Source organism: Alteromonas algae (assembly GCF_049117195.1).
In the GTDB taxonomy this organism is placed as follows: domain Bacteria; phylum Pseudomonadota; class Gammaproteobacteria; order Enterobacterales; family Alteromonadaceae; genus Alteromonas.
This window is the reverse complement of record NZ_CP185260.1, coordinates 1,193,997-1,217,847: the sequence shown is the minus strand read 5'-3', so window position 1 is coordinate 1,217,847 and position 23,851 is coordinate 1,193,997. Positions and strand designations below refer to the sequence as shown.

25 protein-coding genes are annotated in these 23,851 nt (G+C 42.7%); 12 read left to right on the top strand and 13 right to left on the bottom strand.

Annotation, left to right across the window (positions count from 1 at the left end; all coding sequences use genetic code 11):
- The first annotated feature begins 2 nt into the window (after positions 1-2).
- The 3 genes from rsxG to nth are packed head-to-tail and all read left to right on the top strand — an operon-like array spanning position 3 to position 2,005.
- Positions 3-653 (top strand): electron transport complex subunit RsxG, encoded by a 651-nt coding sequence (gene rsxG, locus ACOJRU_RS05450; RefSeq protein ID WP_421134031.1) that lies wholly within the window; start codon positions 3-5, stop codon positions 651-653.
- Positions 653-1,345 carry an electron transport complex subunit E gene (locus ACOJRU_RS05445; protein ID WP_421134030.1) on the top strand — a complete coding sequence of 231 codons (693 nt, stop codon included), beginning with the start codon at positions 653-655 and terminating at the stop codon, positions 1,343-1,345. The genes rsxG and ACOJRU_RS05445 overlap by 1 nt, the downstream gene beginning before the upstream one ends.
- Before the next feature lie 27 nt (positions 1,346-1,372).
- Positions 1,373-2,005: an endonuclease III gene (nth, locus tag ACOJRU_RS05440; RefSeq protein WP_421134029.1), complete on the top strand. Its 633-nt coding sequence runs from the start codon at positions 1,373-1,375 to the stop codon at positions 2,003-2,005.
- A gap of 90 nt (positions 2,006-2,095) precedes the next feature.
- Here the strand turns inward: nth and ACOJRU_RS05435 are convergent, their stop codons facing one another.
- The 6 genes from ACOJRU_RS05435 to ACOJRU_RS05410 form a co-directional block, all read right to left on the bottom strand.
- A complete protein-coding gene (locus ACOJRU_RS05435; protein ID WP_421134028.1) occupies positions 2,096-3,355 on the bottom strand; it encodes an aspartyl protease family protein in 1,260 nt (419 codons plus the stop codon).
- 205 nt (positions 3,356-3,560) lie between these two features.
- Positions 3,561-3,761 carry a hypothetical protein gene (locus ACOJRU_RS05430; protein WP_421134027.1) on the bottom strand — a complete coding sequence of 67 codons (201 nt, stop codon included), beginning with the start codon at positions 3,759-3,761 and terminating at the stop codon, positions 3,561-3,563.
- 126 nt (positions 3,762-3,887) lie between these two features.
- Positions 3,888-4,484 (bottom strand): hypothetical protein, encoded by a 597-nt coding sequence (locus ACOJRU_RS05425; protein ID WP_421134026.1) that lies wholly within the window; start codon positions 4,482-4,484, stop codon positions 3,888-3,890.
- 1 nt (position 4,485) lies between these two features.
- On the bottom strand, positions 4,486-4,962 hold the full coding sequence (locus ACOJRU_RS05420; RefSeq protein WP_421134025.1) for an RNA polymerase sigma factor: 477 nt from the start codon (positions 4,960-4,962) through the stop codon (positions 4,486-4,488).
- Between the two features lie 95 nt (positions 4,963-5,057).
- Positions 5,058-5,645, bottom strand: a complete 588-nt coding sequence (locus ACOJRU_RS05415) for a hypothetical protein (RefSeq protein WP_421134024.1) — start codon at positions 5,643-5,645, stop codon at positions 5,058-5,060.
- A gap of 235 nt (positions 5,646-5,880) precedes the next feature.
- Positions 5,881-6,375 (bottom strand): hypothetical protein, encoded by a 495-nt coding sequence (locus tag ACOJRU_RS05410; protein WP_421134023.1) that lies wholly within the window; start codon positions 6,373-6,375, stop codon positions 5,881-5,883.
- A gap of 164 nt (positions 6,376-6,539) precedes the next feature.
- Here ACOJRU_RS05410 and ACOJRU_RS05405 point away from each other — a divergent pair, with 164 nt between their 5' ends.
- A complete protein-coding gene (locus ACOJRU_RS05405) occupies positions 6,540-7,589 on the top strand; it encodes a helix-turn-helix domain-containing protein (RefSeq protein WP_421134022.1) in 1,050 nt (349 codons plus the stop codon).
- 247 nt (positions 7,590-7,836) lie between these two features.
- Entirely contained in the window at positions 7,837-8,232 is a 396-nt protein-coding gene (locus ACOJRU_RS05400; protein WP_421134021.1) for an OsmC family protein, read from the top strand.
- A gap of 118 nt (positions 8,233-8,350) precedes the next feature.
- Here the strand turns inward: ACOJRU_RS05400 and ACOJRU_RS05395 are convergent, their stop codons facing one another.
- Entirely contained in the window at positions 8,351-8,548 is a 198-nt protein-coding gene (locus ACOJRU_RS05395; protein WP_421134020.1) for a helix-turn-helix transcriptional regulator, read from the bottom strand.
- Positions 8,545-8,952: a hypothetical protein gene (locus ACOJRU_RS05390; RefSeq protein WP_421134019.1), complete on the bottom strand. Its 408-nt coding sequence runs from the start codon at positions 8,950-8,952 to the stop codon at positions 8,545-8,547. The genes ACOJRU_RS05395 and ACOJRU_RS05390 overlap by 4 nt, the downstream gene beginning before the upstream one ends.
- Before the next feature lie 368 nt (positions 8,953-9,320).
- Between ACOJRU_RS05390 and ACOJRU_RS05385 the strand changes: the two genes are divergently transcribed.
- On the top strand, positions 9,321-10,823 hold the full coding sequence (locus tag ACOJRU_RS05385; protein WP_421134018.1) for a catalase: 1,503 nt from the start codon (positions 9,321-9,323) through the stop codon (positions 10,821-10,823).
- 92 nt (positions 10,824-10,915) lie between these two features.
- On the opposite strand, the gene ACOJRU_RS05380 is transcribed toward ACOJRU_RS05385, so the two are convergent.
- From ACOJRU_RS05380 to ACOJRU_RS05370, 3 genes are all read right to left on the bottom strand, one after another.
- Positions 10,916-11,722, bottom strand: a complete 807-nt coding sequence (locus ACOJRU_RS05380) for a DUF1206 domain-containing protein (protein ID WP_421134017.1) — start codon at positions 11,720-11,722, stop codon at positions 10,916-10,918.
- A gap of 356 nt (positions 11,723-12,078) precedes the next feature.
- Positions 12,079-13,077, bottom strand: coding sequence for a D-Ala-D-Ala carboxypeptidase family metallohydrolase (locus tag ACOJRU_RS05375; RefSeq protein WP_421134016.1), 999 nt, complete (start codon positions 13,075-13,077; stop codon positions 12,079-12,081).
- Positions 13,078-13,095: 18 nt separating this feature from the next.
- Positions 13,096-14,403 carry a L,D-transpeptidase family protein gene (locus ACOJRU_RS05370; RefSeq protein ID WP_421134015.1) on the bottom strand — a complete coding sequence of 436 codons (1,308 nt, stop codon included), beginning with the start codon at positions 14,401-14,403 and terminating at the stop codon, positions 13,096-13,098.
- A 654-nt stretch (positions 14,404-15,057) separates the two neighbouring features.
- Here ACOJRU_RS05370 and ACOJRU_RS05365 point away from each other — a divergent pair.
- The 3 genes from ACOJRU_RS05365 (at position 15,058) to ACOJRU_RS05355 (ending at position 19,360) form a co-directional block, all read left to right on the top strand.
- Entirely contained in the window at positions 15,058-15,651 is a 594-nt protein-coding gene (locus tag ACOJRU_RS05365; RefSeq protein WP_421134014.1) for a hypothetical protein, read from the top strand.
- A gap of 260 nt (positions 15,652-15,911) precedes the next feature.
- Complete coding sequence (locus ACOJRU_RS05360) at positions 15,912-17,714, top strand: EAL domain-containing protein (protein WP_421134013.1); 1,803 nt, start codon at positions 15,912-15,914, stop codon at positions 17,712-17,714.
- 245 nt (positions 17,715-17,959) lie between these two features.
- On the top strand, positions 17,960-19,360 hold the full coding sequence (locus ACOJRU_RS05355; protein ID WP_421134012.1) for a M20/M25/M40 family metallo-hydrolase: 1,401 nt from the start codon (positions 17,960-17,962) through the stop codon (positions 19,358-19,360).
- Between the two features lie 443 nt (positions 19,361-19,803).
- On the opposite strand, the gene cspE is transcribed toward ACOJRU_RS05355, so the two are convergent.
- Complete coding sequence (gene cspE / locus ACOJRU_RS05350) at positions 19,804-20,016, bottom strand: transcription antiterminator/RNA stability regulator CspE (RefSeq protein WP_421134011.1); 213 nt, start codon at positions 20,014-20,016, stop codon at positions 19,804-19,806.
- A 443-nt stretch (positions 20,017-20,459) separates the two neighbouring features.
- On the opposite strand from cspE, the gene gloA reads away from it, so the two are divergent.
- Together gloA and glpQ are read left to right on the top strand one after the other, a co-directional pair.
- Positions 20,460-20,846 carry a lactoylglutathione lyase gene (gene gloA / locus ACOJRU_RS05345; protein ID WP_421134010.1) on the top strand — a complete coding sequence of 129 codons (387 nt, stop codon included), beginning with the start codon at positions 20,460-20,462 and terminating at the stop codon, positions 20,844-20,846.
- Between the two features lie 63 nt (positions 20,847-20,909).
- Positions 20,910-21,914 (top strand): glycerophosphodiester phosphodiesterase, encoded by a 1,005-nt coding sequence (gene glpQ, locus ACOJRU_RS05340; protein WP_421134009.1) that lies wholly within the window; start codon positions 20,910-20,912, stop codon positions 21,912-21,914.
- Between the two features lie 37 nt (positions 21,915-21,951).
- On the opposite strand, the gene ACOJRU_RS05335 is transcribed toward glpQ, so the two are convergent.
- Positions 21,952-22,758, bottom strand: coding sequence for a flagellar protein MotY (locus ACOJRU_RS05335; RefSeq protein WP_421134724.1), 807 nt, complete (start codon positions 22,756-22,758; stop codon positions 21,952-21,954).
- Between the two features lie 345 nt (positions 22,759-23,103).
- Between ACOJRU_RS05335 and rnt the strand changes: the two genes are divergently transcribed.
- On the top strand, positions 23,104-23,757 hold the full coding sequence (gene rnt, locus ACOJRU_RS05330) for a ribonuclease T (protein ID WP_421134008.1): 654 nt from the start codon (positions 23,104-23,106) through the stop codon (positions 23,755-23,757).
- The last annotated feature ends 94 nt before the right edge of the window (positions 23,758-23,851 follow it).

Here is a 23,851-nt window from a genome sequence, read left to right as displayed (position 1 = left end):
TTATGAAAGAGACTATTTTAAAAAACGGCGTAATGCTTACTGTTTTTGCCGTTGTAACCACCGCGTTGATTGCCCTCACCTTTTTCGGTACTGCTGACAAAATTGAAGCGCAGCAACAAGCCAAGTTGTTAGAAGTATTAAATGAAGTCGTGCCCAAGAGTATGCACGATAATGCCTTGTACGACGATTGCATTGAAGTTGACGAGGCAGCGCTTGGTGGCAATAAGCCACATCTTGTTTACCGCGCTACCCGTAATGGTGAACCTCAAGCCCTTGTTTTAGAAGCGACTGCGCCGGATGGATATAGCGGAAATATAGAACTCGTCATTGGCGTAGATACGACCATGACAGTACTTGGAGTCAGGGTAATAGAACATAAAGAAACTCCGGGGTTAGGTGATAAGATAGAGCTCGCGGTAAGTGATTGGATCCTGTCTTTTACCGGCACAACCTATTCATCACAATCAGAAAAAGTGTGGCAAGTTAAAAAAGACGGAGGCGAGTTTGACCAGTTTACCGGCGCCACCATCACACCAAGAGCAGTAGTGTCCTCGGTCAAGCGTGCCCTTCAGTTCGCCAGTGATAACCAAACTATGTTATTTGCTGCTGACAATACGTGTAACAGTAGCAAGACACAAAAAGGAGCCATGTAATGGATTATCGTGACATTTCATTGCAAGGGCTTTGGAAGAACAACCCCGCGTTGGTTCAATTACTAGGCCTGTGTCCTCTTCTTGCAGTAACCGCCACGTTTATCAACGGGCTCGGGTTAGGCTTAGCTACCACCCTGGTTCTTATTGGTAGCAACGTAACGGTGTCGCTGGTCAGAAACATTGTTCGCAATGAAATCCGCATTCCCATTTTTGTTATGATAATCGCGGCGTTTGTGACCATTGTTCAGCTTCTTATGAATGCCTTCACCTATGAGCTTTATTTAGCGCTGGGTATATTTATTCCACTGATTGTTACTAACTGCGCCATTATCGGCAGAGCGGAAGCCTTTGCGTCAAAGAATGCTCCCGGCGCAGCCGCTTTTGACGGCCTAATGATGGGCATGGGCTTTACCGTGGTGCTTGTCTTGCTTGGCGCAATAAGAGAAATTCTTGGTGCCGGGACCCTATTTGCGGGTGCTAATCGACTTTTTGGTGCTTTAGCAGATAATTGGACTATTACGCTATTTAATACAGATTCACCGTTTTTACTCGCTATTTTGCCACCTGGTGCATTCCTAGCGATGGGCTTACTCATTGCAATTAAAAACAGTATTGATGCCAGTCTTGAGAAACGTTCAACTGTTGTTACTACGAAAGCGCAGCGCGCACGAGTGACCACAGAAAATATTTAACGCGATACGTAAGTAACGAGTTTCACTATGAATAACGCCAAAAGAAAAGAGATATTAACGCGACTAAGAGATGCGAATCCGCACCCTACGACGGAACTCAACTTTTCTACGCCCTTTGAACTTCTTGTTGCCGTAACATTGTCGGCGCAATCTACTGATGTAGGCGTAAACAAAGCGACCGACAAGTTGTTTCCTGTAGCCAATACACCGCAGGCTATTGCAGACTTAGGTGTAGAAGGCCTTACCCAATACATTAAAACGATTGGCCTATACAATGCCAAGGCTAAAAATGTACATCGCTTAAGTGAAATTCTGGTTGAGAAATACAATAGCGAAGTTCCAGAAAGCCGCGAAGCGCTAGAGGCGTTGCCAGGTGTGGGTCGCAAAACCGCAAACGTGGTACTAAACACGGCGTTCGGCTGGCCAACCATAGCCGTAGACACGCACATTTACCGCGTTTCTAACCGCACTAAACTTGCCATGGGCAAAACCGTTGAGAAAGTTGAAGAAAAGCTGCTAAAAGTGGTACCCGCCGAGTTTAAAGTAGACGTACACCACTGGCTTATCCTACATGGGCGCTACACCTGTATTGCACGCAAGCCACGCTGTGGTTCATGTATTATTGAAGATTTGTGTGAGTTTAAGGATAAACTCGAGTAACGCGTAGCGTGTATTACCCATTAACAGAATGTCGTTAAAACATGATTGATAAGCCATTTTTGGGGATAAAGGATCTCGGGGTACTTCCCCTTAATCGTCTGCTCTCCTAGTTGAATACCCTTCAACATGATGGCTGGTAGCTAAATAACAGCGTTGTTCTTTCGCTGGTTCCCGAATTCTACAGATTTTAACTTCACCTGGTTGGTTACTTAAATTCAACCATTCATCTTCTGTGATATCTTTTGATTGTGTATCATTAATTGACGTAATCAGGTCGCCGACCTTTACGTCGTGAGCAGCGCTTGCCATATCAGGCATAACATATCTTACTACAAATTCGCCTGTGGCTATTTTCCTAAGCTCTAACCCTAAAAGATTGTATTGACTACGGAACTGTTTATTTTCGTAGCGCGTTAAATAAAGTTTGTTTTGCATGTAATCTATTACACTTACGTATTGATTCAGTGCAGCACTACCAATTACCCAATAATCATCTGCATCGTCTGTCTTGATTAGGTTAGTTTTAATATTTTGCATTTCAAGTTCACCAATTTTTATGCTCGGTAGGGTTACACGTTGATGAATTGCTCTTCCACTCAGGCCAAAATCTGCAGCTCGGACAGAAGGTAAATTTAATGAAATTGACTCTTCATCCAAATACGTTTGGTTAAGCTTAAAATAATGCCGACTTCCGGTATCGATGAGAACTTGGTGATCAATAACACGTTCATCACCTAGAGTAATTTGTACAGGGATAGATAGTTTGCTCATAGATATCTTGAAATCCACGGCAATGTCTTCAGCATCAGCGTGGTAGTGTGAATTGCTGATTTCGATTCGGTTTTGCTTTTCATCGAATCGCCAAACGAAATGCTTCAATACATCGTGCCCAAGCACGCCGTCTATTAAAACCTCATCAGGCCTTGCGTAGTAGGGTGATTTAGCGACAGGAAGAAAAGCCATACTTACATCAGCGAAATCAACGCCAGAAAGCTTGAGTTGCTTTACTTTTACCTGATAAGCCCTCGAATCCTCGCCATCTCCCCAACCTGAAGCAATGAGATCAAATCCCCTTTCCAGGTTCAGTTTAACCACTTTAGGGCTATCCATTAAATAGGAAATGGAAGCGCCACTGTCGATAAGAAACAGAAAGTCTCTTTCCCCGTTTATGTCTAAATACACATGAGGTTTGTTACTGATGTATCGAGTTTGCAGAGCGATGCTATCTGTTTTTTCTGTCCACGTTGGCTTTATATCATCATTGGCAAAGCGCATTCTCACCTGATTAATAAAGCTACATCCATTAAGAATAAATATCGCCAAGAAAACTACCAGTAATTTAATTCGCACTTGCTTTCACCTAGTTTTATAGTGTTGGGCATAGGCTATCAAAGCGTAGTGTCAAAGGTATGTTTCAAATGTTCAAAAGTGTAATTATTTGCGAATATTAACATCACCGCGTGCTATATCGTGCACGAGCCACCTTTATCGCCACGTTAGTCTGTGAATTTCCAAATTCAGCTGTAGGCGAGTGGCGCAATTCAATTGGTGACGCTCACTCGTTTTTGTTGCCATTGACCTTTAAATAAATTGCCATGTCAGAAGCACTTGAAACCACTTCACCCGTGCCAGCCGTTGCAGCTTCTGAGTTACCAGAGAGTATCGCAATCATTAATGTGATTAAGACGACAATAATCGCAGAAGAAGAAGCTTTCTTACTACTTTGTTGTTTACTGGTTGTTTTTTTGTTGTCCATGGTCGTAATTCCTTAGTAAATTTTGGCCGCAATTACCATAAGCGACTTGCTCAACACGTCACGCAAAGCGCCCTTTACGGGGTTTTGAATAAGAGGAGGCAGAGACGAATGGGCGTCTGTAGTGAGTTAGCGCATTTCTGCCAATCGTTGCTCAATGTTTTCTAGCAATGGGGCAAACTTATTTTTGGCAGCGCGTTTATTTAAGAAATACACTCCCATAACCAGTAAACCAACACAGGCGTAATACCAATACATGCCCGACGATATTTGAGGAATACCTTGTTCGTTCACCGACGCGCCTAACGTGATGAGTAAAATTGCAACCGTCAGCGGAGCTATGTACCACCATACAACCGACTCCAACATCTGTTTTTGTTGCTGAATTTTTTGTTTTTCTTGGACTAAAAAATCCTTAACGCTATCGCTTTTCTTAGCGTCTACTTTTTTCGCAGATATCAGTCGATAGGGTATGTACATGCAAGCGACAATCGCAATGATTAAACCAATGCTTTGCATCGTGCTTACCGAATTTAATAGACTCCATATCCAAACCGGGATAAGGCATATTGCGATCCCAATTTCTAGAAAATCGCGACGTTTTATCTCTTTATCAATATTAGTGGTTTGTTGCTCAATCATATCTATCACCTCTACTAACGTGTCAGGAGTTGATTCAGTTTCAATAGCTTGTTGCCAGTCTTGCTTTAAATCATCTAGCTTCACATCAACCTCCTATGTAATGGGTTTCAAATTCATTTTTAATGCGCTTAATACGCGACCTAACGGCATTGGAACTAATACCAAGCACGTTGGCGCTGTCATCCGAAGATAGCCCATCTAAGTACATCATCAGCAAACTCGCATCTGTGTCATTTAGCCCATCCATAAAGCGGTTAAGAATGTCTGCTTGGCAGCTTTCCTGCGTAGACTGAAGCTCTGGCATTAATTGGTGTAATGGAGACTGTTTAGTCTCTTTATGCTTCACTGCTGCCCGTACAAATGTGCAAGCCGTATTCAGTGCCACTTTAAAAACCCAAGTCTCTTGTTTCGACGCGCCGCTAAACGACTCGAAACTTCTCCAAAGCTGCAGTAATATTTCTTGATACATGTCGTCAAATTCGCCGTCATGACTATATCGGGACGCGATGTAACGTATGCGCCCTCGGTTGTTAATAATCAATTGTTCGAATTCTTTACGCATCGGAGTCTGCATATTGCCAATGGGTTAGATATTTAATTAGTCGGTGATAAAACACGATTGTGTCATATTGGATCAAAATTTTTGTAATTAGCTCGTTAAGGTTTTAGATATTCGGCGAGCTCTTCAATGTATAAGTAACCCTCTTGTTTTTGCGTGAGCTTGATGAAATTCTTTACTTTTGGGGAATATAAAATGACTTCTTCGGTGTAGGCACTGTAACCTCGCGAGTTTGTTATATTGCCCTTGTAAGAAATTGTATAAGCCATGAATTTACCTGCAAGTACGGTTTCTTCTTGATAAGAAACAACGTCAACATCTTGAACCGTTTTCCCTTTCGTTCCGTCCTCACTGGTCCAGTGACTTTCATAGACCCAAGTGTCCCCTACTTTTAATGGCCACTTGTATCTTGGTGTTGTACTCAAATCTGGTACTACCATTTCAGCAATAGGAACAATGCCTTTCGAGCTTTTGATACTTAAAGCACCGTTATCGTTGACAACTTCTCTAACATCAACCCCATTTACTCTAACAACGCCGGTATCTGTTACCCCCTTAAATTGCCAAACCCACTTTTCACCCAAACTATAGTCGTTTAATGTTGGTTGTTTGGTAGCATAAGTGTCTATTTTGCTGGCGCAAGCCACAAGCATAACGATGACAAAAATAGTCGATAATAATTTCATTTCTTTCCTTAAATAGCCGCCAATATGAATTTTCAAATACAGTAGCCTTAAGTCCGTTTGGCGTTGTTGGCACAACCAAAGGACGGATTTAAGGCATTATATTTTCGTGATGCTGCTTCAAGCGATAAGCGAACTTCACTCTAAGGGGTCTGGACAAGGTAAGTTGCCCCTTTAACAACAATGGACTCCCCTATCAAACCGTACCACTGTTCAGTGATTACTTTCTATTACTTACCTATTTTTTACGTCTCCATGGCTCAATAGGTTGTGAAAAATATCTCCACCAAACGTACTTCCATGGAGTACAGATAATTATTAAACCAACCCCAATTAGCGACCCTTTTACACTTACAACGCCCGGAATTTGCTCTCCTGCCATCCACAGCGGCAATGCGACAGCAGCCAACCAAACTGCTTTCCAAACAATCTCAAATAGCATAATAGGTAGAAATGCTAATGGGCGGAACATGCCGCCTATAGCTAAAAAAGCCAACGTAAATAAAAGGGAATGCCCCACACCTCGCCAAGGTGTCCACTCGAAAGGGCCCTGTAAAATAGACATCAACTGCCATTTACCAATAACAAACACTAGACCCGCAAAAAATATTCGAAGTCCCCACATTTGCCATAGTGGTACGAATGGCATGTCATTTTGCGTTACTTCGACGTTGTTATTAGTTGTTCCACTTGCAATAACACCGTCGTTATTTGTGACCGATTCACTGTTCATAGTAATAACCTTATTTTTCAAATTTCCCTTTGATATTCGCATGCCGTGGGGCTTTAGAAGCGTCAAATTTGAAAATCGATACACGAAAATGAACATAAACAAGAAGATTATCAAAAAAGAACTGAATTACTGTAAAGTAGGGTTAGATACAAAGGGAGTGAAAGTTGGAACTGTTACATCTAGCCCAGTTAATTATAGTTTTGCTAAGCCTTACATTAGCCACCTATCATTTTCGCCTAAAGAAAAAGCAGCTTTTGCACCTTATTTTTGCGATTTTCTGTGCATCAACCTCTTTGTATGTAGCACATAAATTAACCAGCACCATTTGGGCTCCTTATCACCATTTAATCGGTGTATTGGGCGTTGGTGTCTCTGGTACGTATTGGCTATTTGCACGCGCATTTTTCCGAAAAAGTAACCCTATCAATCAGCACCACCTAATTTTTGTTGGGTTACTGTCAGCATGCCTAATCCTGCAACACCTTTTACTTCTGTATAAAAAGTTGTGGCTAGTCCATTCAGTTTGGCTTTCCATTTCAACAAACGTTTTAACTGAAATAGTCGCGATTTTGTACCCGGGTATGCTCATTCTTATCTTCTGGGAAGGATATCGGGTGTTAAATAACTCAGCGGCTTTACAGCGCAAAATGGCGACTATTTATCTGTCGTCATTCATTTTTTGCGTTGTCAGTGTCATGTTAATAGGTGCAACGCTTCCCGCTGAGTTATTAACTGGCAATGGGCGAGACTGGCTTTCGACTTTCTCGTTTTTGGTCATACTACTCAGCACGCATGGGTTAATTCTCTTCCGCCAACAGCAACTTAACCAAAAAGAAAAGAACACTGCCCCTTCTGTTCAAGAAGAGCCCGCTCTCGCGCAACAGATCTACGCTATCCTAGTAGATGAAAAGCGTTATTTGGAATCGAATTTACGAGTTTCTGATATCGCTCGTGAGTTGAACGTTCCCGAATACCGTATCCGCTCTGTAATGCTCAACCATTTTAATGCAAAAAACTTTAACCACTACGTTAACCAAATGCGTATTGAGTATGCTAAAACCATACTGAGTGCACCGGATAAAAATGACTGGCCGGTGCTTGTCGTTGGCATTGAAAGTGGGTTTGGTTCGGCCGCTCCCTTCACACGAGCATTTAAGGAATTTACTGGCTTTACTCCCGGTCAGTATCGTAAGCAACAGGCAGAAACCAAATAAGCCACCTTTGCGACTATTTTAAGCTGAAAGATGAAGCATCACTCTTGATGATTCGAAACACATTACGTACAGATTTATGATAATTAGAAAGCGTTGTGGCAGTTGTATTATTGAGGATTTGTGTGAATTTACGGATAAAAAACATTAAGCGTATTAAAGAAATTTAGCCTTTCGCCTTGACGGGGCGTGCGACTCCTTTCAGGATGAACACATTGTTTATTAAGTTTATTGAATATAAGGCACAATGATGAAAATAGATATCGCACTTCTAGACGGGCAAAAGCTACAAGCTAATTTTGGCAAGCATCAAATAATAAGCGATCAAAGTGTATCAGCAGGCGGCGATGCCGCTTACCCTGAGCCGTTCGATTACTTCTTAGCAAGCATGCCTTTGTGTGCGGCATTTTATATTCGTAAGTTTTGTGAAGCCAGAGACATTAGTACAGACGGCATTAGCCTAAGCCAAGAGCATAGCACCGTTGGTGAAGATAAATACCGTAAGGCGTTTTCAATTAACGTATCGTTACCTGAAGACTTTCCTGAAAAATATAAAAAAGCACTGCTAGCTGCCGCCAATAGCTGCACAGTAAAAAAAGTGATACAGGCAATGCCAGAATTTAGTATTCAAATTGACGAAGAATAGGCAATGCCATATGTGCTCGTAGCATAATTGTCAAAATTTATGTTGGAAGTATCACTGACTTACCCCAACCAAAAAGCCAATCATTTGATTGGCTTTTTGGTTGGGGTAAATTGTCAGGTCAGCAGTCGCTTCCATCAAATATCTCTTCAATAGGCATCTTAAACAATTTCGCTGCCTTAAATGCCAAAGGCAAACTGGGATCAAATTTTCCAGTCTCAATGGCATTTACCGTTTGACGCGTAACGTCAAGGGCGTTGGCAAGGTCCGCTTGTGTCCAATCTCGCTCAGCACGCAGCACTTTTAAACGGTTTTTCATGCGTACTTCCTCAGCCCAACAAACACACTGATCAAATAACTAATGCCCATGACGAATAATATTCCTGAAGGGTTCGGTTCGAAATTAATCAATTTTACGCCTTCCATTAACCCGTAAGCCGCACCGAACACCATACTGATCCCCAAAGAAACCGCCATAGCATTGAAATGAATACGTCGCTGTAATTCATCCATTCTGTCTAATGCACGTTTATTCACGATGATCATCTTATAGCCAAAAAATAGATTGAGTATTAATGCCATTAACGTGTAGACGGGGGAAAAGTCCCACACGAACTTGGGCGCGAAGGCAACAATTGCCAGCGATACCAACCAACTCGATGTCCACGTGAGTAACTCTTTATTTGATTGTTTAGTACGTGCTGCTAGGTTGTCAGTCGTCATAGTTTAACTCCTTTGTCATAATGTATGGCAGACTTTACAAAAAGAATAGTAGTCTTGCCGCACCAAAAAGTAAAGCTCGCTTTACAAAATAACTGGTAAGCATGACAAAATGTCGTATAGAGCATGCTTTTTTTGTTCAAGATAGCGGTGAGTTAACGTGTACCGATGCCACAATCTTGCCCTTAGTTTATTCGTTCTCTATTGGAATAATGCGCAATACGGCGATACGTTTCGTAAAACGATCGCTATATATAAACATTAAAAATAGTTAAACCTTTCTTCCTTACCATCGTAGCAACTACATACCGAAGGCGTTATGCCTTCTATGCAATGGAACTGACCATTACTGGTCCTTCAAAGGAAATATTATGACCAAGAAACCACAACTAACAACGTCTGCGGGCGCTCCAGTAGTTAGTAACGAAACAACGAAAACCGCAGGAGAGCGCGGCCCCGCGTTACTTCAAGATTATCAGTTGCTTGAAAAGCTCGCTCACCAAAATCGTGAACGCATACCTGAGCGCGTCGTCCATGCTAAAGGTTGGGGAGCACAAGGCACCTTTACCGTTACTCATGACATCACCCGTTACTCGTGTGCTGACATTTTCTCTCAGATAGGTAAACAAACCGAAGTATTAAGCCGCTGGTCTACGGTGGCCGGTGAGTCGGGCGCTGCTGACACAGAGCGAGATGTTCGCGGTTTCAGCCTCAAGTTCTACACCGAGCAGGGTAACTGGGACATGGTTGGCAACAATACTCCCGTTTTCTTTATTCGCGACGGGTATAAATTTCCAGACTTTATACGCACACAAAAACGCCATCCAAAAACTAACCTTCGCTCTCCCGAGGCGATGTTTGACTTTTGGGCTGCCCAACCAGAAAGTGTGCATCAAGTAACTATCTTAATGTCAGATAGAGGAATTCCCATCTCGCCAATGCATATGAATGGTTACGGGAGCCATACGTTCAGCATGTGGAACAAAGACGGTGAGCGGCATTGGGTAAAATTTCATTTTAAGACCCAACAAGGCATTAAAAACTACACAAACGAAACATCGGAAAAAATAATTGGTAGTACGCGTGAGAAGTATCAAGAGACGCTTTACAACGCTATAGATGAAGGTAATTTCCCTAAGTGGACAATGTACATTCAGGTGATGCCAGAAAAAGACGCAGGTAAGCAAGATTTTAATCCGTTCGACCTTACCAAGGTATGGTCTCACGATGATTACCCACTAATTGAAGTCGGCGAACTCGAAATGAATCGCAATCCAGACAACTATTTTCAAATGGTTGAGAATGCGGCATTTAGCCCGTCGAATGTCGTACCTGGCATTGGTTTTAGCCCGGATAAGATGCTTCAAGCGCGTATTTTTTCTTATGCCGACGCGCATCGATATAGACTTGGTACGCACTATGAAGCGCTTCCCGCGAACGCACCCAAAAACAGTGAGGTTAATCATTATCACAAAGACGGTGCTATGCGCTTCTTTAGTAATGATTTTGGCAACCCTGATGCCTACTACGAACCCAATCAACACGAGGGTCCGGTTGCAGACTTCACAATGAAAGAGCCACCTCTACGCATTGATGGTGACGCAGACCGCTACCATCAGGACGATGCTGACGTTGATTATGTTCAGCCTCGCAAGCTATATGAACTGTTTACTGACGAACAAAAAGACCGCATGTATAAGAATTATGCTGCCGCCATGGGGCCGTGCTCCGATGATGTAAAATCGCGCTGGTACGCCGTACTTGAACGCGTGCATCCGGACTATGCCGCCGGTGTTAAAAATGCAGTAGAGTCGCTTGATACCGACGTCAACACGGTTCCAATTACTGAGAACACGCCACTAGAAGACAAGTAATTCTATTCATGAAGTGGTAGCTTATTAACAACATAGAAACGTCAATCACAGCGCATCGTTGCAAGGTGATTGACGTTATTTCTGCGTATTGATTAGTGCGCCGTCCCTGTATCTCTATAGCGTCCCTCAAAGCCACAAAATACCCCGAAACAAAGCATCCCTAGCCCAACTGCGCCTAAAAGGTATGGCCCAAACGGCGTTTCCAATATTGTCACCAGCGCTTTACCCAAGCCACCAGCTTCTGAAGGATCATTCTGAATTGCAGCGGTAATGATAAAACCACCAACAAGTACATAGGTTGCTGTGCGTCCCAAGTAACCCGCTCGTCCAGAGAGCTTTATCACATCTTGTGCTTTCTGTGACAACTGGTTAGTTTCAAACTTATCCATAAAATCTTGCTTTATAGCGTGTTTAAGCTGGATGCCGGCAAACACGACAATAACGACGCCTATCGCAAGCAAAAGATAAACGCCCCATGTTTGACTCATCAGTGATTCTGACATTGATTGTTTACCGCCTCCTTGCTGTTTAGACGTGCCAGATAAGACTTCAAAAGCAGTATAGGCAACGGTTCCATATATCAATGCTGAAACGAAATAGAAACCTCTCTTCATTAAATCAGATGCGTCTGAATTGTCTAAATCATCTGGGTTAGTTACAAATTGTACTAATCGCCAAATGACGTACCCCACTAATCCGATAAATACTGCGCCTAGTAGCACAGAACCAAGCGTTGTTGACTCTATTTCGTTGAAGATTTTTGCTTTGTCGATATCTTCAACACTTCCAGAATAAAACGCACCGTATAGGATCATGGCGCCTAAGACACCGTAAATGATGGCCTTTGAGCAATAGCCTGCCCGAGCGATATAAGTGATAGGACCTGTAGAACTCTTCATTGTAATTTCCATTTAGCATGAGTGTAGGTGAGTTATTAAGCGAGAGTCGTGCCACCGTTGAATACGATAGCCATCTGCCCTGAATCCCATGCCAGTCGTAGCATGGCTATTGCTTGGCAGAAAAAAGAAAAAAACTGCTGCGACAAAGCTGCCCATTCATTGAAAGAGTTACACGTAAAATAAGGCGTATATATGGGGGAAGACTGGCACAGCGTGCCGGCTTATTGCACAGCATATCGGCGCTAGCAGGTGTCAAATGGCATTTACAAATAAAAAAGGGACAGGATTACCTTCCCTGCCCCTCAGCGCTAGTATTTTATACGCTACCAACATTTTACGTTACGCGTATTGTCGACCTAAGGACTGACCCATCGCGCTTTTACGCCTCTCGTATCCACGTGGATAAAGGGGCCTCGGTGTGGTTTTGGGCCGTAAATTCCCAAGCCGCCAATTAACGACCTAAAGTCATTTCGCTTGTTTAACTCATTAATTACTTCAGCAATCAATTGCGCGTCACCGATATTCGATTGACCATCATCATTAAGGTCATCCATTCGGTAATTGCCGTCATTATCAATAAAAATGTCCGCAGCATCCCCAAAGACATGTCGACTTAGCGCGACGTTACCAATTGCTTTGTTATAGTATGGCGTTCGATAACCGCTCATGACTACCATATTGTCTACACGTATATTGCGAAGGTTCATTTCTGTACGTAACTTCTCAAGCTTCAACAATAACGAGGACTGAAGGTAGACAAATTTAGGAAACTCACTTTTTTGTTTACTCACAAACTCTTTCAATTGGAAATGCGGTGATAGTTTTACATCTTGATTCGCCTTCGTCACTTCAATAAAGCCCTCAGGCTCGATATACATTTCGCGGTTTCGCGTTATCGACTCATCGGGATAATGCCCAATGTGGTAATAACGAAGCTTCCCTTCAACCATATTGTCGCTAGGTGTCATAGTGAAAACATTAAGCGTTATTTCACTAGAACCGTCAGTCGCTCTTACACAAACGTTATACATGCCCGACGTGTCTGGCGATGTCCAACGCCATGCCGATGTGCCTTGCTTTTCATGAGCGCCAGCATCGAAGAGCAGTTCATATTTTGTATTGGCTTGGGGGAAAAGCACTTCAAGTTCCACGGTTTCGCCAGGGAGCACGAAAATAGAAAACGTTTTGTAGGGGATCACTATCTTACCCGCTTGCAATTGAAACTTAGCTTGCTGCGCATCCGCGTCTTCAACAAGCACCGGAGGGTGACTGAGCACATTGTTGACTGCCGCTGATGTGTTCAGGGCTATCCCCATTCCGGTAAGGGCGAAAATGATTGATAAAAAATGTTTCATTACTAAACTCCGCATTATCTATAGTGCTGTTGTTTGCGTTGTATACTGGAGCGTGTCTACCATTGCCTGATACTCTTCTGCATCTTTTTCGTAGAGGTCTCTTCTAAAATGTACGAGATATTCGTCCTCTGCCCACGAGGTCCAGTAGACCAGATGAACAGGGATTGGGTTTTCAAGTACGAACTCGCGCGCCTCGTTTAAACTTCTCGCCTTTTGTATATCGGCAAAGCCTAAACTGTCTGGTAATTCACTGGTCAGAACTTCAGCTAAACTAAACGGCTCCTCAAGTCTGATACATCCGTGCGATGCCGCTCTGTGGTCTACATCAAACCATTGCTCAGCTGGAGTGTCATGTACATAAACCGCATGTTTGTTAGGAAATAGAAATTTAACTTCACCAAGCGGGTTGTCTTCGCCTGGCAATCTCACCATAAAGTGATCAAACTGATACGGCTTAATTTCGTTCCAATTGATCGTGGCGGGGTCTACCATTTCATCATCTACATAGCTATTTTTTCTAATAACAATATTTTGTTCTTTTAAGTAATCTGGGTTATTGGCTACTTTCGGTGCAATTTCTTGCGTGGCAATAGATAGTGGAATGCGCCAGTCGGGGTTTACGATGAAGGTTTCTATATAGTCGGTAAAGCTCGGTGTACTCCATGCTGGTCTGCCTACCACCACTTTTTTTTCTAGCCTGACTTCCTGCGCTTCAACGACGCGCAAAACAAACTCAGGAATATTTACCAGTACATACTTATCAAATCCAAATTCTTCAAAACTTGTCATTCGCTGGATATTTAAAGCAATTTGCTTAACGCGTTCTGTAGCAGGAACATTTAGTTCAGATAACGTCAACGGACCTACAACACCATCGGCCGATAAACCATGAAGCGTTTGAAATGTCTCTACATGTCGCTGCAACGCGCTATCGAAAAGGCAAGGTGCACGATCATCTTGTGATGCAAAAAAGCTTGTTTTACTTAATTGTTTTTTGGTTTTAAGCGCAACGACTTCGCCACAAGCGGCAGCCAGATTAGGATATTGGAGATTGAGACGAGCAACGAGTGCAAGTACGTCAGGGCCTTCGCTGCCAAGCCTTAGCATGTCATCTGGCTTCAGTGCCGGCCAACCGCCGTTTTTAATGATCTCTGAGTAACGCGCCATTGCTTCGACCAGCTTTGCTTTCATCATTGGCGTCTCAAATCGTTTAACCGACTGACTGTGAGAGGGGCTTATGTGTTCACCGGCGTTCGCTCCACTTTGAAACAAACCCGTAACAAGGGCCCCTAGTGCCACAGTTAACATTAATGATATTTTGTACATTGCTCTATTCCTATATCCATATTGGGTCAAAGACAGATGATGCGGATATCATCTGCTTTTAGTCTATTTCACAAAGGACAATGTGTTCTCCATGACCAAAAATCTCACTTGCCTGCGTGGTACAAATCTAGAATCACGGAAGATTTGAACGGCGCATTGCCGCACAGCAAGGCAGCAAGAAGCGTTCCCTATGACGTCGCTGCCCCCCTTGCGTAAAGTAAATGAAAATTATTTTCGCCACTTTATATCGAAAAAATTGGGCACTCACTGTGTAGCGAAAGGCAATAAATACGTGGGTTCATTAACAATTGAGTGCTTTATTTATCAAACGGGCGTGGGTGAGACATTCACTAACGAAAGAAAATTTATAGCGCTACATAGGTGGTCGATGCCATGTAGTACCACACCACTTTTTCCCTCTCAAACAATGTAAATACTTCATAGATCATTAAAAATTTTCAATATCAAAACACTAGACCATTGAAGCCAATTTCTCTTAACCATTGAAATAAAAGAATAAAATCTACCTTTCCAAACGCCATTTGGATGTGGCTCACTTGTTGCACCCTGTTTGCTGAGGATATGTTTGCTGCGTTTTGACAGGCAATTCATGATTGCGTGTTGATATTCAGCAATTAATTAAATAAGGAATTTATGATGAAAACTAAACTTACTGCTATTGCGGCTTTACTACTTACTGTTAGTGCGTGTGATGTAAACAAAACAGAGTCTGGTGATTTACCAGACGTTGACGTTGATGTTAGTGCTGACGCAGGTGAACTACCTGAATACGAAGTTAACTGGGCGGACATTGATGTTGGCACCACGACTGAGATGGTAAGTGTTCCTAAGGTCGTTATAGTGACAGAAGAGGAAGAAGTTGAAGTTCCATTTATTGATATCAATATGCCTGGTGATAAGTACGAAGACAGGCAAAAGGTTCGAAAAACCATCGTGGTTGAAGCCGAAGTAGAAGAACGCGTTTACGATATCAATATCGAGCGAGTGATGGCGAAAGGTGAGCGCTTAATTGTGGTTTCTACACTCGCGCCGTCAGATAAGATGCTGGGCGACGAACGAGTAAGAGTAAGCGATAGAATTGTACTAAATGCGCCAGATCTAGATGTACGTCACTTCATTATTGGCGACAAACCAGCCGGTGACTGGAATAACCAATATGTATTTGTTGGCAGTGAAAACGAACTGTCCACTTATACCGACGGTTCAGTTGAAATCTATAAACGCTAATACCGGTTTGCGGGTGCGCTTTGCACCCGCGCTTTCGCTGTAAAATGCTACAAGCGCATTCCTTCTCGTCACTCCTTTCCTTTTAAGTCATTCCCTCCCTTTCAATATATTAGCTGCCTTGCATAAATCGAGTTTACTACCTATTGTTTTCTGTATAGCTACTTTGTGACTGCATAATTAGTGTGCCAAGCATTTTCTGAGCACATACACTATCAGCACAGTGTCGTTGATACCTAAGTGTTCCCTGGGAAATGTAATCGATGGACAATATTGAAACGTTAAAATCGGAGTTAGAAAATGCTCACACTAACATCTCAGCGTTATCAAAAATTGTTGATGATTTAACAAATGCTTTAGAGCAGCAAAAAAAAGAGCTCATACAGGAAAAACAAAAAGCCTCAGAGAACACTGAGCGATTAAGTTTAGCCATGAAAGGCGCCAATGACGGACTGTGGGACTGGGATATCGCCAACAATAAAATGTATTATTCACCTCGGTGGAAATCGATGTTGGGTTATCAAGAGGATGAGCTTGAAAACCATTTTAGTACCTGGGAACGTCTCGTACACCCCGATGATTTACCTCCCGCCGTTTCCCAAATTCAGTCATTTATGCAATCTAAAACGAAGCACTATGAAGCTGAATTTAGAATGCGCCATAAAAACGGTAGTTATGTAAATATTTTATCTCGCGCTTTTGTCGTTGAAAGTGAAGAAGGTGAAATTACCCGCCTCGTTGGGACGCATGTAGATATAACGGCACGAAAACAGTCAGAAGAAAAACTAAGTTACCAATCGTCTCATGACTCGCTTACGGGTTTAGCTAACCGAAGGGAGTTCAAGCGTCGCGTTGAGCTTTTACTATCGGTACCCGCTGAAAAGCGAGTAAATCATGCGTTGTGCTATATGGATCTTGATCAATTCAAAGTGGTTAATGATACCTGTGGTCATCTTGCGGGCGATGAACTGCTTCGCCAGCTTGGCTCTTTATTACAAAAAGTGGTTAGAAAAACAGATGTGGTTGCGCGTTTGGGAGGCGATGAATTTTCAGTGTTACTGGAAAGTTGCTCATTTGATGAAGCTCATCAAATAACAAGCCTAATTCAAAGGGAGATTGAAGATTATCGATTTGTTTGGGAGGGACGAAGTTTTCGTATTGGGGTGAGTATGGGATTGATTCAAATTTCTAGTAAATACATGGATTTTACGGAGGTATTAAAACTAGCTGACGTTGCTTGCTACATAGCAAAAGAAAAAGGGCGGAATAGAATTCATGTGCATTACGATGATGATAAAGAACTAGCGGAACGCCAAGGTGAAATGCAATGGGTAAATGAAGTGCAAGATGCCATTGATGAAAACCGTTTTAAGATATATGCACAACTCATTGAGCCGCTCTCGTGTAACGATGCCATGCATTATGAGTTGCTGTTACGTATGGTTGATAAGCAGGGAGGTATCGTTCCTCCTGGTGCCTTTTTACCGCCTGCTGAGCGCTACCAATTAATTGTTAGCGTAGACAGTTGGATGATTGAAAATGCGTTTAGTTTTATTAGAAACAACCCAGACTTTCTAAAAAAGATTAATTTTTTGTCTATTAATCTGTCAGGGCAGTCGTTGACCAACGATGATTTTTTAACCTTTATCACTACAGAACTTATAAAGCTGAAAGAGCACTGCACTAAAATATGTTTTGAAATAACCGAAACCGCTGCAATTTCTAACCTTGAACAAGCGAGTGAATTTATTGATGAACTGAAAGTGTTAGGTTGCCGTTTTGCACTTGATGACTTTGGCAGCGGCCTGTCATCGTTTGGATACTTAAAGCATCTCAAGGTCGATTATCTTAAAATAGATGGTATCTTTGTCAAAGACATAGCGAGTGACCCCATCGACCATGCCATGGTTAAAGCCATCAACGAAATCGGGCACGTTACTGGGGTGAAAACGATTGCTGAATTTGTTGAAACGACAGAAATTAAGCAGATTCTTAAAAAAATGGGCGTAGATTACGCACAAGGTTACGCAGTGCATAAGCCCCAGCCGATAGAAGCGCTCTTATAGGTAAGCTGCACGTTGCCAAACGTGTGCACTTAAGCGTAAAGCCCCTAACTTTCCTGTCTCCCAGATTTAAAGAAGAAACTACACTGCCTGATTGCTTGTAGTGCGCTTCACCGACGGTATTTGTTTGTCGAACTCTTGCTCGCTTTTCGCTATGATGAGAACGATGAAATTACCTTCTTTCTACCCTTTTTCGGATTTTACCCGTTAATTTTTTGAGTAGTTTACGTATTCCTCATGGAGATAGCATGCAACGTTTAAAATGTCTGACCTATGGTGCTGTGTTTGCGCTTTTTAGTTTGCCAGTGATGGCGAACGAGCCCCTCATCACCATCGAACAAAAAGCCAACGCAGAGCAGTTAATAGAGCGAGCGCTTAAAAGCGAAATGGGGTATGACATTGTCACTTCATTAACAACAGAAATAGGCCCACGTCTTGGCGGTTCAGAAGCCGAAGCTAGGGCTCGCGACTGGGGCGTAGCATTGGGAAAACGTCTTGGTTTTGACAGCGCCAGTATTGAAACGTTTACAATGCCATTTTGGGATAGAGGCCACCTGCACTTATCGCTCACCTCACCGTATAACCAACCACTTTATGGCACCGCACTCGGTGGCGCAGCCCCCTCCGAAAAAACGATCAATGCAGACGTGGTATATTTCAGAGATGTGCATGCGCTCATCAATGTAAAAGACGGCGAGCTTACAGATAAAGTAGCCTTTGTCGACGGTGACGCTATGGTAAAAAGCCAAACAGGCGCCGGATACGGACACGCGAATCAGCGTCGACGTATAGGCTGGCAACATGCTCAACGCGGCGGAGCAAGCGCATTAGTAGTGCGCTCTGTTGGCTCAGACTCGCACCGCTTTCCCCATACAGGAATGATGAGTAAAGATGGTGAGCAGTGGTCCACTATTCCCGTCGTTGCCATCTCAAACCCTGATGCCGACCATCTACGTCGTTTACATAACTTAGGTAAGCCGCTCTCGCTTTCACTTCACTCAGAATCTAAATGGAAGGGTGAAGTTAGCAGTGGCAACGTTGTGTTAGATCTTATTGGCAGCGAAAAGCCTGAAGAAATTGTGCTTATCGGTGGGCATTTAGACAGCTGGGACCTTGGTACCGGTGCTGTAGATGACGGTGCTGGGATTGCTATTACAACCGCGGCAGCAGCACTCATAGCTTCTCTTCCAGAGCGCCCTAAGCGTACTATTCGTGTGGTTATGTTTGGTGCTGAAGAAGTAGGATTATTGGGTGCTTTTGCCTACGCAAAACAGCATGAGGCTAATTTACATAATCATGTAGTGGCTACAGAGTCAGATTTTGGTGCACAAACCATATGGCGTTTAGACTCAAATGTTAACCCTCAAGCTACACTGCTTGTAGATGAAATTGGAAAGATTCTTTCTCCCCTCGGCATCATAAGAGGCGGTTCTGACGTTAATGGCGGTGGTCCAGACATTATCCCGATGGCAGCGAAAGGTGTGCCAACCATTAGACTTAATCAAAACGGTAGAGACTATTTTGATTTGCACCATACACCTGACGATACGCTAGATAAAATCAATCCAGAATCGTTGGCGCAAAATATTGCAGCCTACGCAGCGAGCATTTATTTACTAGCGGATTCCGATGTTGAATTAAAACGATAGGATTATTGCAGCACGTTATCAATGTAGCGACAAAGGACTGTCGCTACGCACTTAATCTAGAACGTTTTGCTTACACAACTTTTATGATGTCGTTATAACAGAGTGTGAAAGCGAGTAAACACCGTCGTATTACGACAGATTCAACAACCAGGATAAGAATACTTTTGTCTCTTGTTTAGACGCAAATTCAACGCGTTTACTGCTATTAGTGTCAGTGTATGCAACGCTATTTTTATTTACTGAAATATTAGAGATAGGAGGTAGAACTGGAGAGTTATTTGTTATTTCGATATGCAAGTTAATTACTTCTTTTGTATTTACGCTATTTTTGTTTTTGTAATTCCTTTTTTGGTCAGTAATAGAAATTTGAAAAACGTACTAAAAAAGGCTCTTACCGTAAGGAAAGAGCCTCATCATTTTATAAAATTAAGAAAGTCTTAAAATTATAGAACAACAACATTTGCTGCTTGAAGACCTTTTTGGCCTTGTTCAACTTCAAAGCTTACTGCTTGGCCTTCAGCTAAAGTTTTGAAACCGTCAGAAGCGATTGAACGGAAATGTACGAATACGTCTTTACCGCCGCCGTCTTGAGTTAGGAAACCAAAACCTTTTTCTTCGTTAAACCATTTTACTGTGCCGTTTACTGAATTAGACATAATTTGAAACCTTTTTTAAAAATAAAGTACTGGCGAAATTGCCAGGAAAAGCAATAGAAGTAACTTAGCTAACATCGCAATTGTAAATCTATTTAAACTTCGAAATTAAAGAAGGTATAAAGAGGGTACAGCGCAGTAGTAGAACAAGCTTATAAATCTAAAGCAGGCGTAAGATACGCTTTATACCCGTGCATGTCTATACAAATAACACATTTATTTTAGTGTATCGTTGTAAAATCTTCTGGGTAAATATAGTTACATTGCTGCACGCCCTATTTAGCAAGGCATCGATAAAGATAGCGCTGGTATCAAGCAGATAAAATAATTTGTGTTGCTTCATCGCATTCCACCTATTTGCCACTACTTTTAAGCAAGTGTCTCGAAAAATTCATATTGAGCGCGTATTATTTCAACCTTAAGAATGAAGTTTGAAAGGAATTGTTATGCGAATGCTACATACCATGCTGCGTGTTGAAGACTTAAACGCATCACTACATTTTTACACTGAGCTTATGGGAATGAAGCTACTTAGACAGTCAGACAATACCGACTATGAATATACGTTGGCGTTTGTGGGCTATGGTGAGGAAAAGGACAGCACGGTATTAGAGCTTACCTATAACTGGGGTGACAATAAGTACGATAAGGGTAACGCCTACGGGCATATCGCTATTGAAGTCGATGATATTTATGCCTTTTGTACGCACCTATCGTCGCGAGGAGCAAATGTATACAGAGAGCCAGGCCCAGTTAAAGGCGGGCAAACCATCATTGCATTCGTCCGTGACCCTGACGGTTATGCAATAGAACTTATTCAAACAAAACACTAATCACAACTGCTTCGGTAAAGGAATGAAGGCCGTGATGCCTTCCCTTCAACAAAAGGACGAAGAATGAAAGCGCGCATTACCATGTTGGTATTTGTACTTTTACTTGCCCACACCGCTACTGCTAAATCGTTTGATATTATAGCGCACAGAGGTGCTTCGGGATACTTACCAGAACACACGCTAGAGGCCACTACGCTTGCGTTTGCGTTAGGGCCTGACTTCATTGAGCAAGATGTGGTGATTAGCCGAGATGGCGTAGCCGTTGTACTGCATGATATCCACTTAGATACGGTCACTAATGTCAAGTCGCTCTTTCCTAGCAGAGCAAGAGAAGATGGACGCTATTATGTTAGAGACTTCACGCTTCAAGAGTTAAAAACCCTATCAGTTCACGAACGCCGCGGTATGAATGATCAACCGGTATATAAAGATCGCTATCGCGGGACAAAAGGGCAATTTAGTATCGCCACGTTTGAAGAACACCTAGAACTTATCTCCGAGCTTAATAGGCAGTTTGATAAGAATATTGGCGTATATCCGGAGATAAAATCCCCTTCTTGGCATAAAAAAGAGGGCGTTGATGCAAGCAAAATAGTCATAGATACACTAACTGCTTTTTCGTTGGGCACTGAAGATGCGAATAGCTATGTTCAGTGTTTTGACTTTGAAGAGCTAAAAAGGCTCAGAGATACGCTGCATTATAAAGGTAAACTTGTATTGCTTATTGGTGAGAACAGTTGGAATGAGTCGCCGACAGATTATGACTGGATTCGTACAGAAGCGGGGATCAAAGAGGTTGCTCAATACGTCAATGGTGTAGGCCCATGGCTTGGACAACTGCTTAACCAACAAGCCCTTAAGAACGGCAGCATTGAAGCTGCTCAATGGGTTGCATACGCTCATGACAACGCATTGGTAATACACCCCTACACGTATAGAAAAGATGCCCTACCCCCAGGTATGGACGGTGAAACCTTGCTTTTGACCTTAAAAAACATTGTTAAAGCAGACGGCGTGTTTACCGACCATGTGCCCCCTGTTGTGACGTGGCGACTGCAGTCTCAATAAAAAATAACGATAAAAAAAGCGCCTAAAGGCGCTTTTTTTATGATTTGGATAGCCTCACGACTACGCGTCTGTTTTGTGCTCGAGACTCTCTGGTATCGTTTGGCGCACTATGTCGGCGTTCACCATGGCCGGTTATTTGAATGCGTTCATCTGGTACACCCATCGTGGTGAGATAATTTTTTACTTCGTTCGCTCGACGAATAGAAAGCTGCTCGTTATTCCATCGCCCACCGTAGCTATCGGTATATCCATCAAGTAAAACCAACTCCATGTCACTGTCTTCTTTCAAATACTCACCTATCATGGTCAAACGTTTTTGTGAATATTTTGATAGGCCAGTACTGTTTTTTTGATACGACAATACGGTATAAGAAATATCATCAAACCCGAACGGCAGTAAGTTGGAAACGCACTGTACGAACTCTCTGTAAACGCCTGAGAAATTACTGGCATTAAGCGCTACTGCGACTTTATCGTATTTGTTATACCAATCTTGATAATAAATTGTGGGCCAAAACCCCTTCTCTAGTTCAGAGAGCATCGTCCATGCCGCATCTTGTGGTAGATCACCGTTGTACTGCTTACGTATACGCATGTCTGCGATCGTTTTAGGCGCTTCACCTGGCATCCACTTAGGCGGAACAGAATACACCGCTGCTATATCAAACTTATTCGGAAGCAAATACATGTCTAGCTCAAATTCCATATTAAGCTGTTTAGATGCCATGCTGGTAAACATCGCTTCACCGTAGCCCGGTAGTGCATGATTTAAGGTACACTGCAATCGTGAGGCATTACTTACCTCCCAATTTGATGACTCCACTGTTGCTGAATATTGACGCATCGCCCCCTCTGAAGCCGACGCAAACAACAGCGCTGAAAGTGACAATATTTTTAAGTTCTTCACTATTACCCACCGCCTACAGAACACAAAAAAGAACGAAATACTTAACGTGTTATCGCCCGAAGTGTAGAAAAGTTTAGACGTTAATGCCATCAATTATTCTAGGCTTTGGGCACAACTATCGCCCCTATTCTATTTCAGCTCGATATAATGCCTGAAATAAGGCATCACAGCATTTCAACTGGATAGTCGTGGCGTAACTTGCGATAATTACAGCCTTAGTGCAGCGGTTACCTACATGTAACCTCGGCTATTCACCCTTCATTGTCAAACTAAAGAGTCATTATGTCAGAGCATCAGTACGCCCTTTCACATCGTTTTAGAGGTTATTTCCCCGTTATTATTGATGTTGAAACCGCAGGATTTAACGCAACTACCGATGCACTTTTAGAGATAGCCGCCGTTACCGTAAAAATGGATGATGACGGTATATTGCACCCAGATGAAACATTTCATTTTCACATTACGCCATTTGAGGGTGCTAATTTAGAAAAAGCCGCGCTAGAGTTTAACGGAATTGATCCCGATTGTGCGTTACGTGGAGCCATTGAAGAGTCAGTGGCGATGAAGGAAATGTGTAAGGGTGTCAGGAAGGCGCAAAAAGCCGCCAATTGCCAACGCTCAGTGATCGTGGCGCACAACGCCGCGTTCGATCAAGGCTTTGTAAATGCGGCAATCACACGAAGTAATATTAAACGGACACCATTTCACCCTTTTGTTTCTTTCGACACTACCAGCTTAGCCGGCTTAACGTTAGGTCAAACGGTATTGGTAAAGGCATGCAGAGCGGCGGGAATAGATTTCGATCAAAACGAAGCACACAGCGCGTTATACGACGCCCAAAAAACCACTGAGCTATTTTGCTTGATGGTTAACCGTTATAAAGCACTTGGCGGTTGGCCGTTAGACACCAATAGTGAAGACCAAGAAGAAAACTAACGCCAAACCGTAACGTTCCAAATAGCTCACTGATAATAGATATAATATAAAAAAGCGCCTTGTTATTCACGTAATGACAGGCGCTTTTTTATTG

Bases quoted from the DNA above. Each gene is read 5' to 3' on its own strand.
- gloA (WP_421134010.1), top strand. From the start codon at position 20,460: ATGCGAATGCTACATACCATGCTGCGTGTTGAAGACTTAAACGCATCA.
- ACOJRU_RS05400 (WP_421134021.1), top strand. From the start codon at position 7,837: ATGAAAATAGATATCGCACTTCTAGACGGGCAAAAGCTACAAGCTAAT.
- ACOJRU_RS05375 (WP_421134016.1), bottom strand. From the start codon at position 13,077: ATGAAACATTTTTTATCAATCATTTTCGCCCTTACCGGAATGGGGATA.
- ACOJRU_RS05395 (WP_421134020.1), bottom strand. From the start codon at position 8,548: ATGAAAAACCGTTTAAAAGTGCTGCGTGCTGAGCGAGATTGGACACAA.
- ACOJRU_RS05380 (WP_421134017.1), bottom strand. From the start codon at position 11,722: ATGAAGAGTTCTACAGGTCCTATCACTTATATCGCTCGGGCAGGCTAT.
- ACOJRU_RS05365 (WP_421134014.1), top strand. From the start codon at position 15,058: ATGATGAAAACTAAACTTACTGCTATTGCGGCTTTACTACTTACTGTT.
- ACOJRU_RS05335 (WP_421134724.1), bottom strand. From the start codon at position 22,758: ATGCGTCAATATTCAGCAACAGTGGAGTCATCAAATTGGGAGGTAAGT.
- ACOJRU_RS05385 (WP_421134018.1), top strand. From the start codon at position 9,321: ATGACCAAGAAACCACAACTAACAACGTCTGCGGGCGCTCCAGTAGTT.
- ACOJRU_RS05420 (WP_421134025.1), bottom strand. From the start codon at position 4,962: ATGCGTAAAGAATTCGAACAATTGATTATTAACAACCGAGGGCGCATA.
- ACOJRU_RS05430 (WP_421134027.1), bottom strand. From the start codon at position 3,761: ATGGACAACAAAAAAACAACCAGTAAACAACAAAGTAGTAAGAAAGCT.
- ACOJRU_RS05355 (WP_421134012.1), top strand. From the start codon at position 17,960: ATGCAACGTTTAAAATGTCTGACCTATGGTGCTGTGTTTGCGCTTTTT.
- rsxG (WP_421134031.1), top strand. From the start codon at position 3: ATGAAAGAGACTATTTTAAAAAACGGCGTAATGCTTACTGTTTTTGCC.
- ACOJRU_RS05445 (WP_421134030.1), top strand. From the start codon at position 653: ATGGATTATCGTGACATTTCATTGCAAGGGCTTTGGAAGAACAACCCC.
- ACOJRU_RS05390 (WP_421134019.1), bottom strand. From the start codon at position 8,952: ATGACGACTGACAACCTAGCAGCACGTACTAAACAATCAAATAAAGAG.
- ACOJRU_RS05415 (WP_421134024.1), bottom strand. From the start codon at position 5,645: ATGAAATTATTATCGACTATTTTTGTCATCGTTATGCTTGTGGCTTGC.
- nth (WP_421134029.1), top strand. From the start codon at position 1,373: ATGAATAACGCCAAAAGAAAAGAGATATTAACGCGACTAAGAGATGCG.
- ACOJRU_RS05360 (WP_421134013.1), top strand. From the start codon at position 15,912: ATGGACAATATTGAAACGTTAAAATCGGAGTTAGAAAATGCTCACACT.
- ACOJRU_RS05370 (WP_421134015.1), bottom strand. From the start codon at position 14,403: ATGTACAAAATATCATTAATGTTAACTGTGGCACTAGGGGCCCTTGTT.
- cspE (WP_421134011.1), bottom strand. From the start codon at position 20,016: ATGTCTAATTCAGTAAACGGCACAGTAAAATGGTTTAACGAAGAAAAA.
- glpQ (WP_421134009.1), top strand. From the start codon at position 20,910: ATGAAAGCGCGCATTACCATGTTGGTATTTGTACTTTTACTTGCCCAC.
- ACOJRU_RS05410 (WP_421134023.1), bottom strand. From the start codon at position 6,375: ATGAACAGTGAATCGGTCACAAATAACGACGGTGTTATTGCAAGTGGA.
- rnt (WP_421134008.1), top strand. From the start codon at position 23,104: ATGTCAGAGCATCAGTACGCCCTTTCACATCGTTTTAGAGGTTATTTC.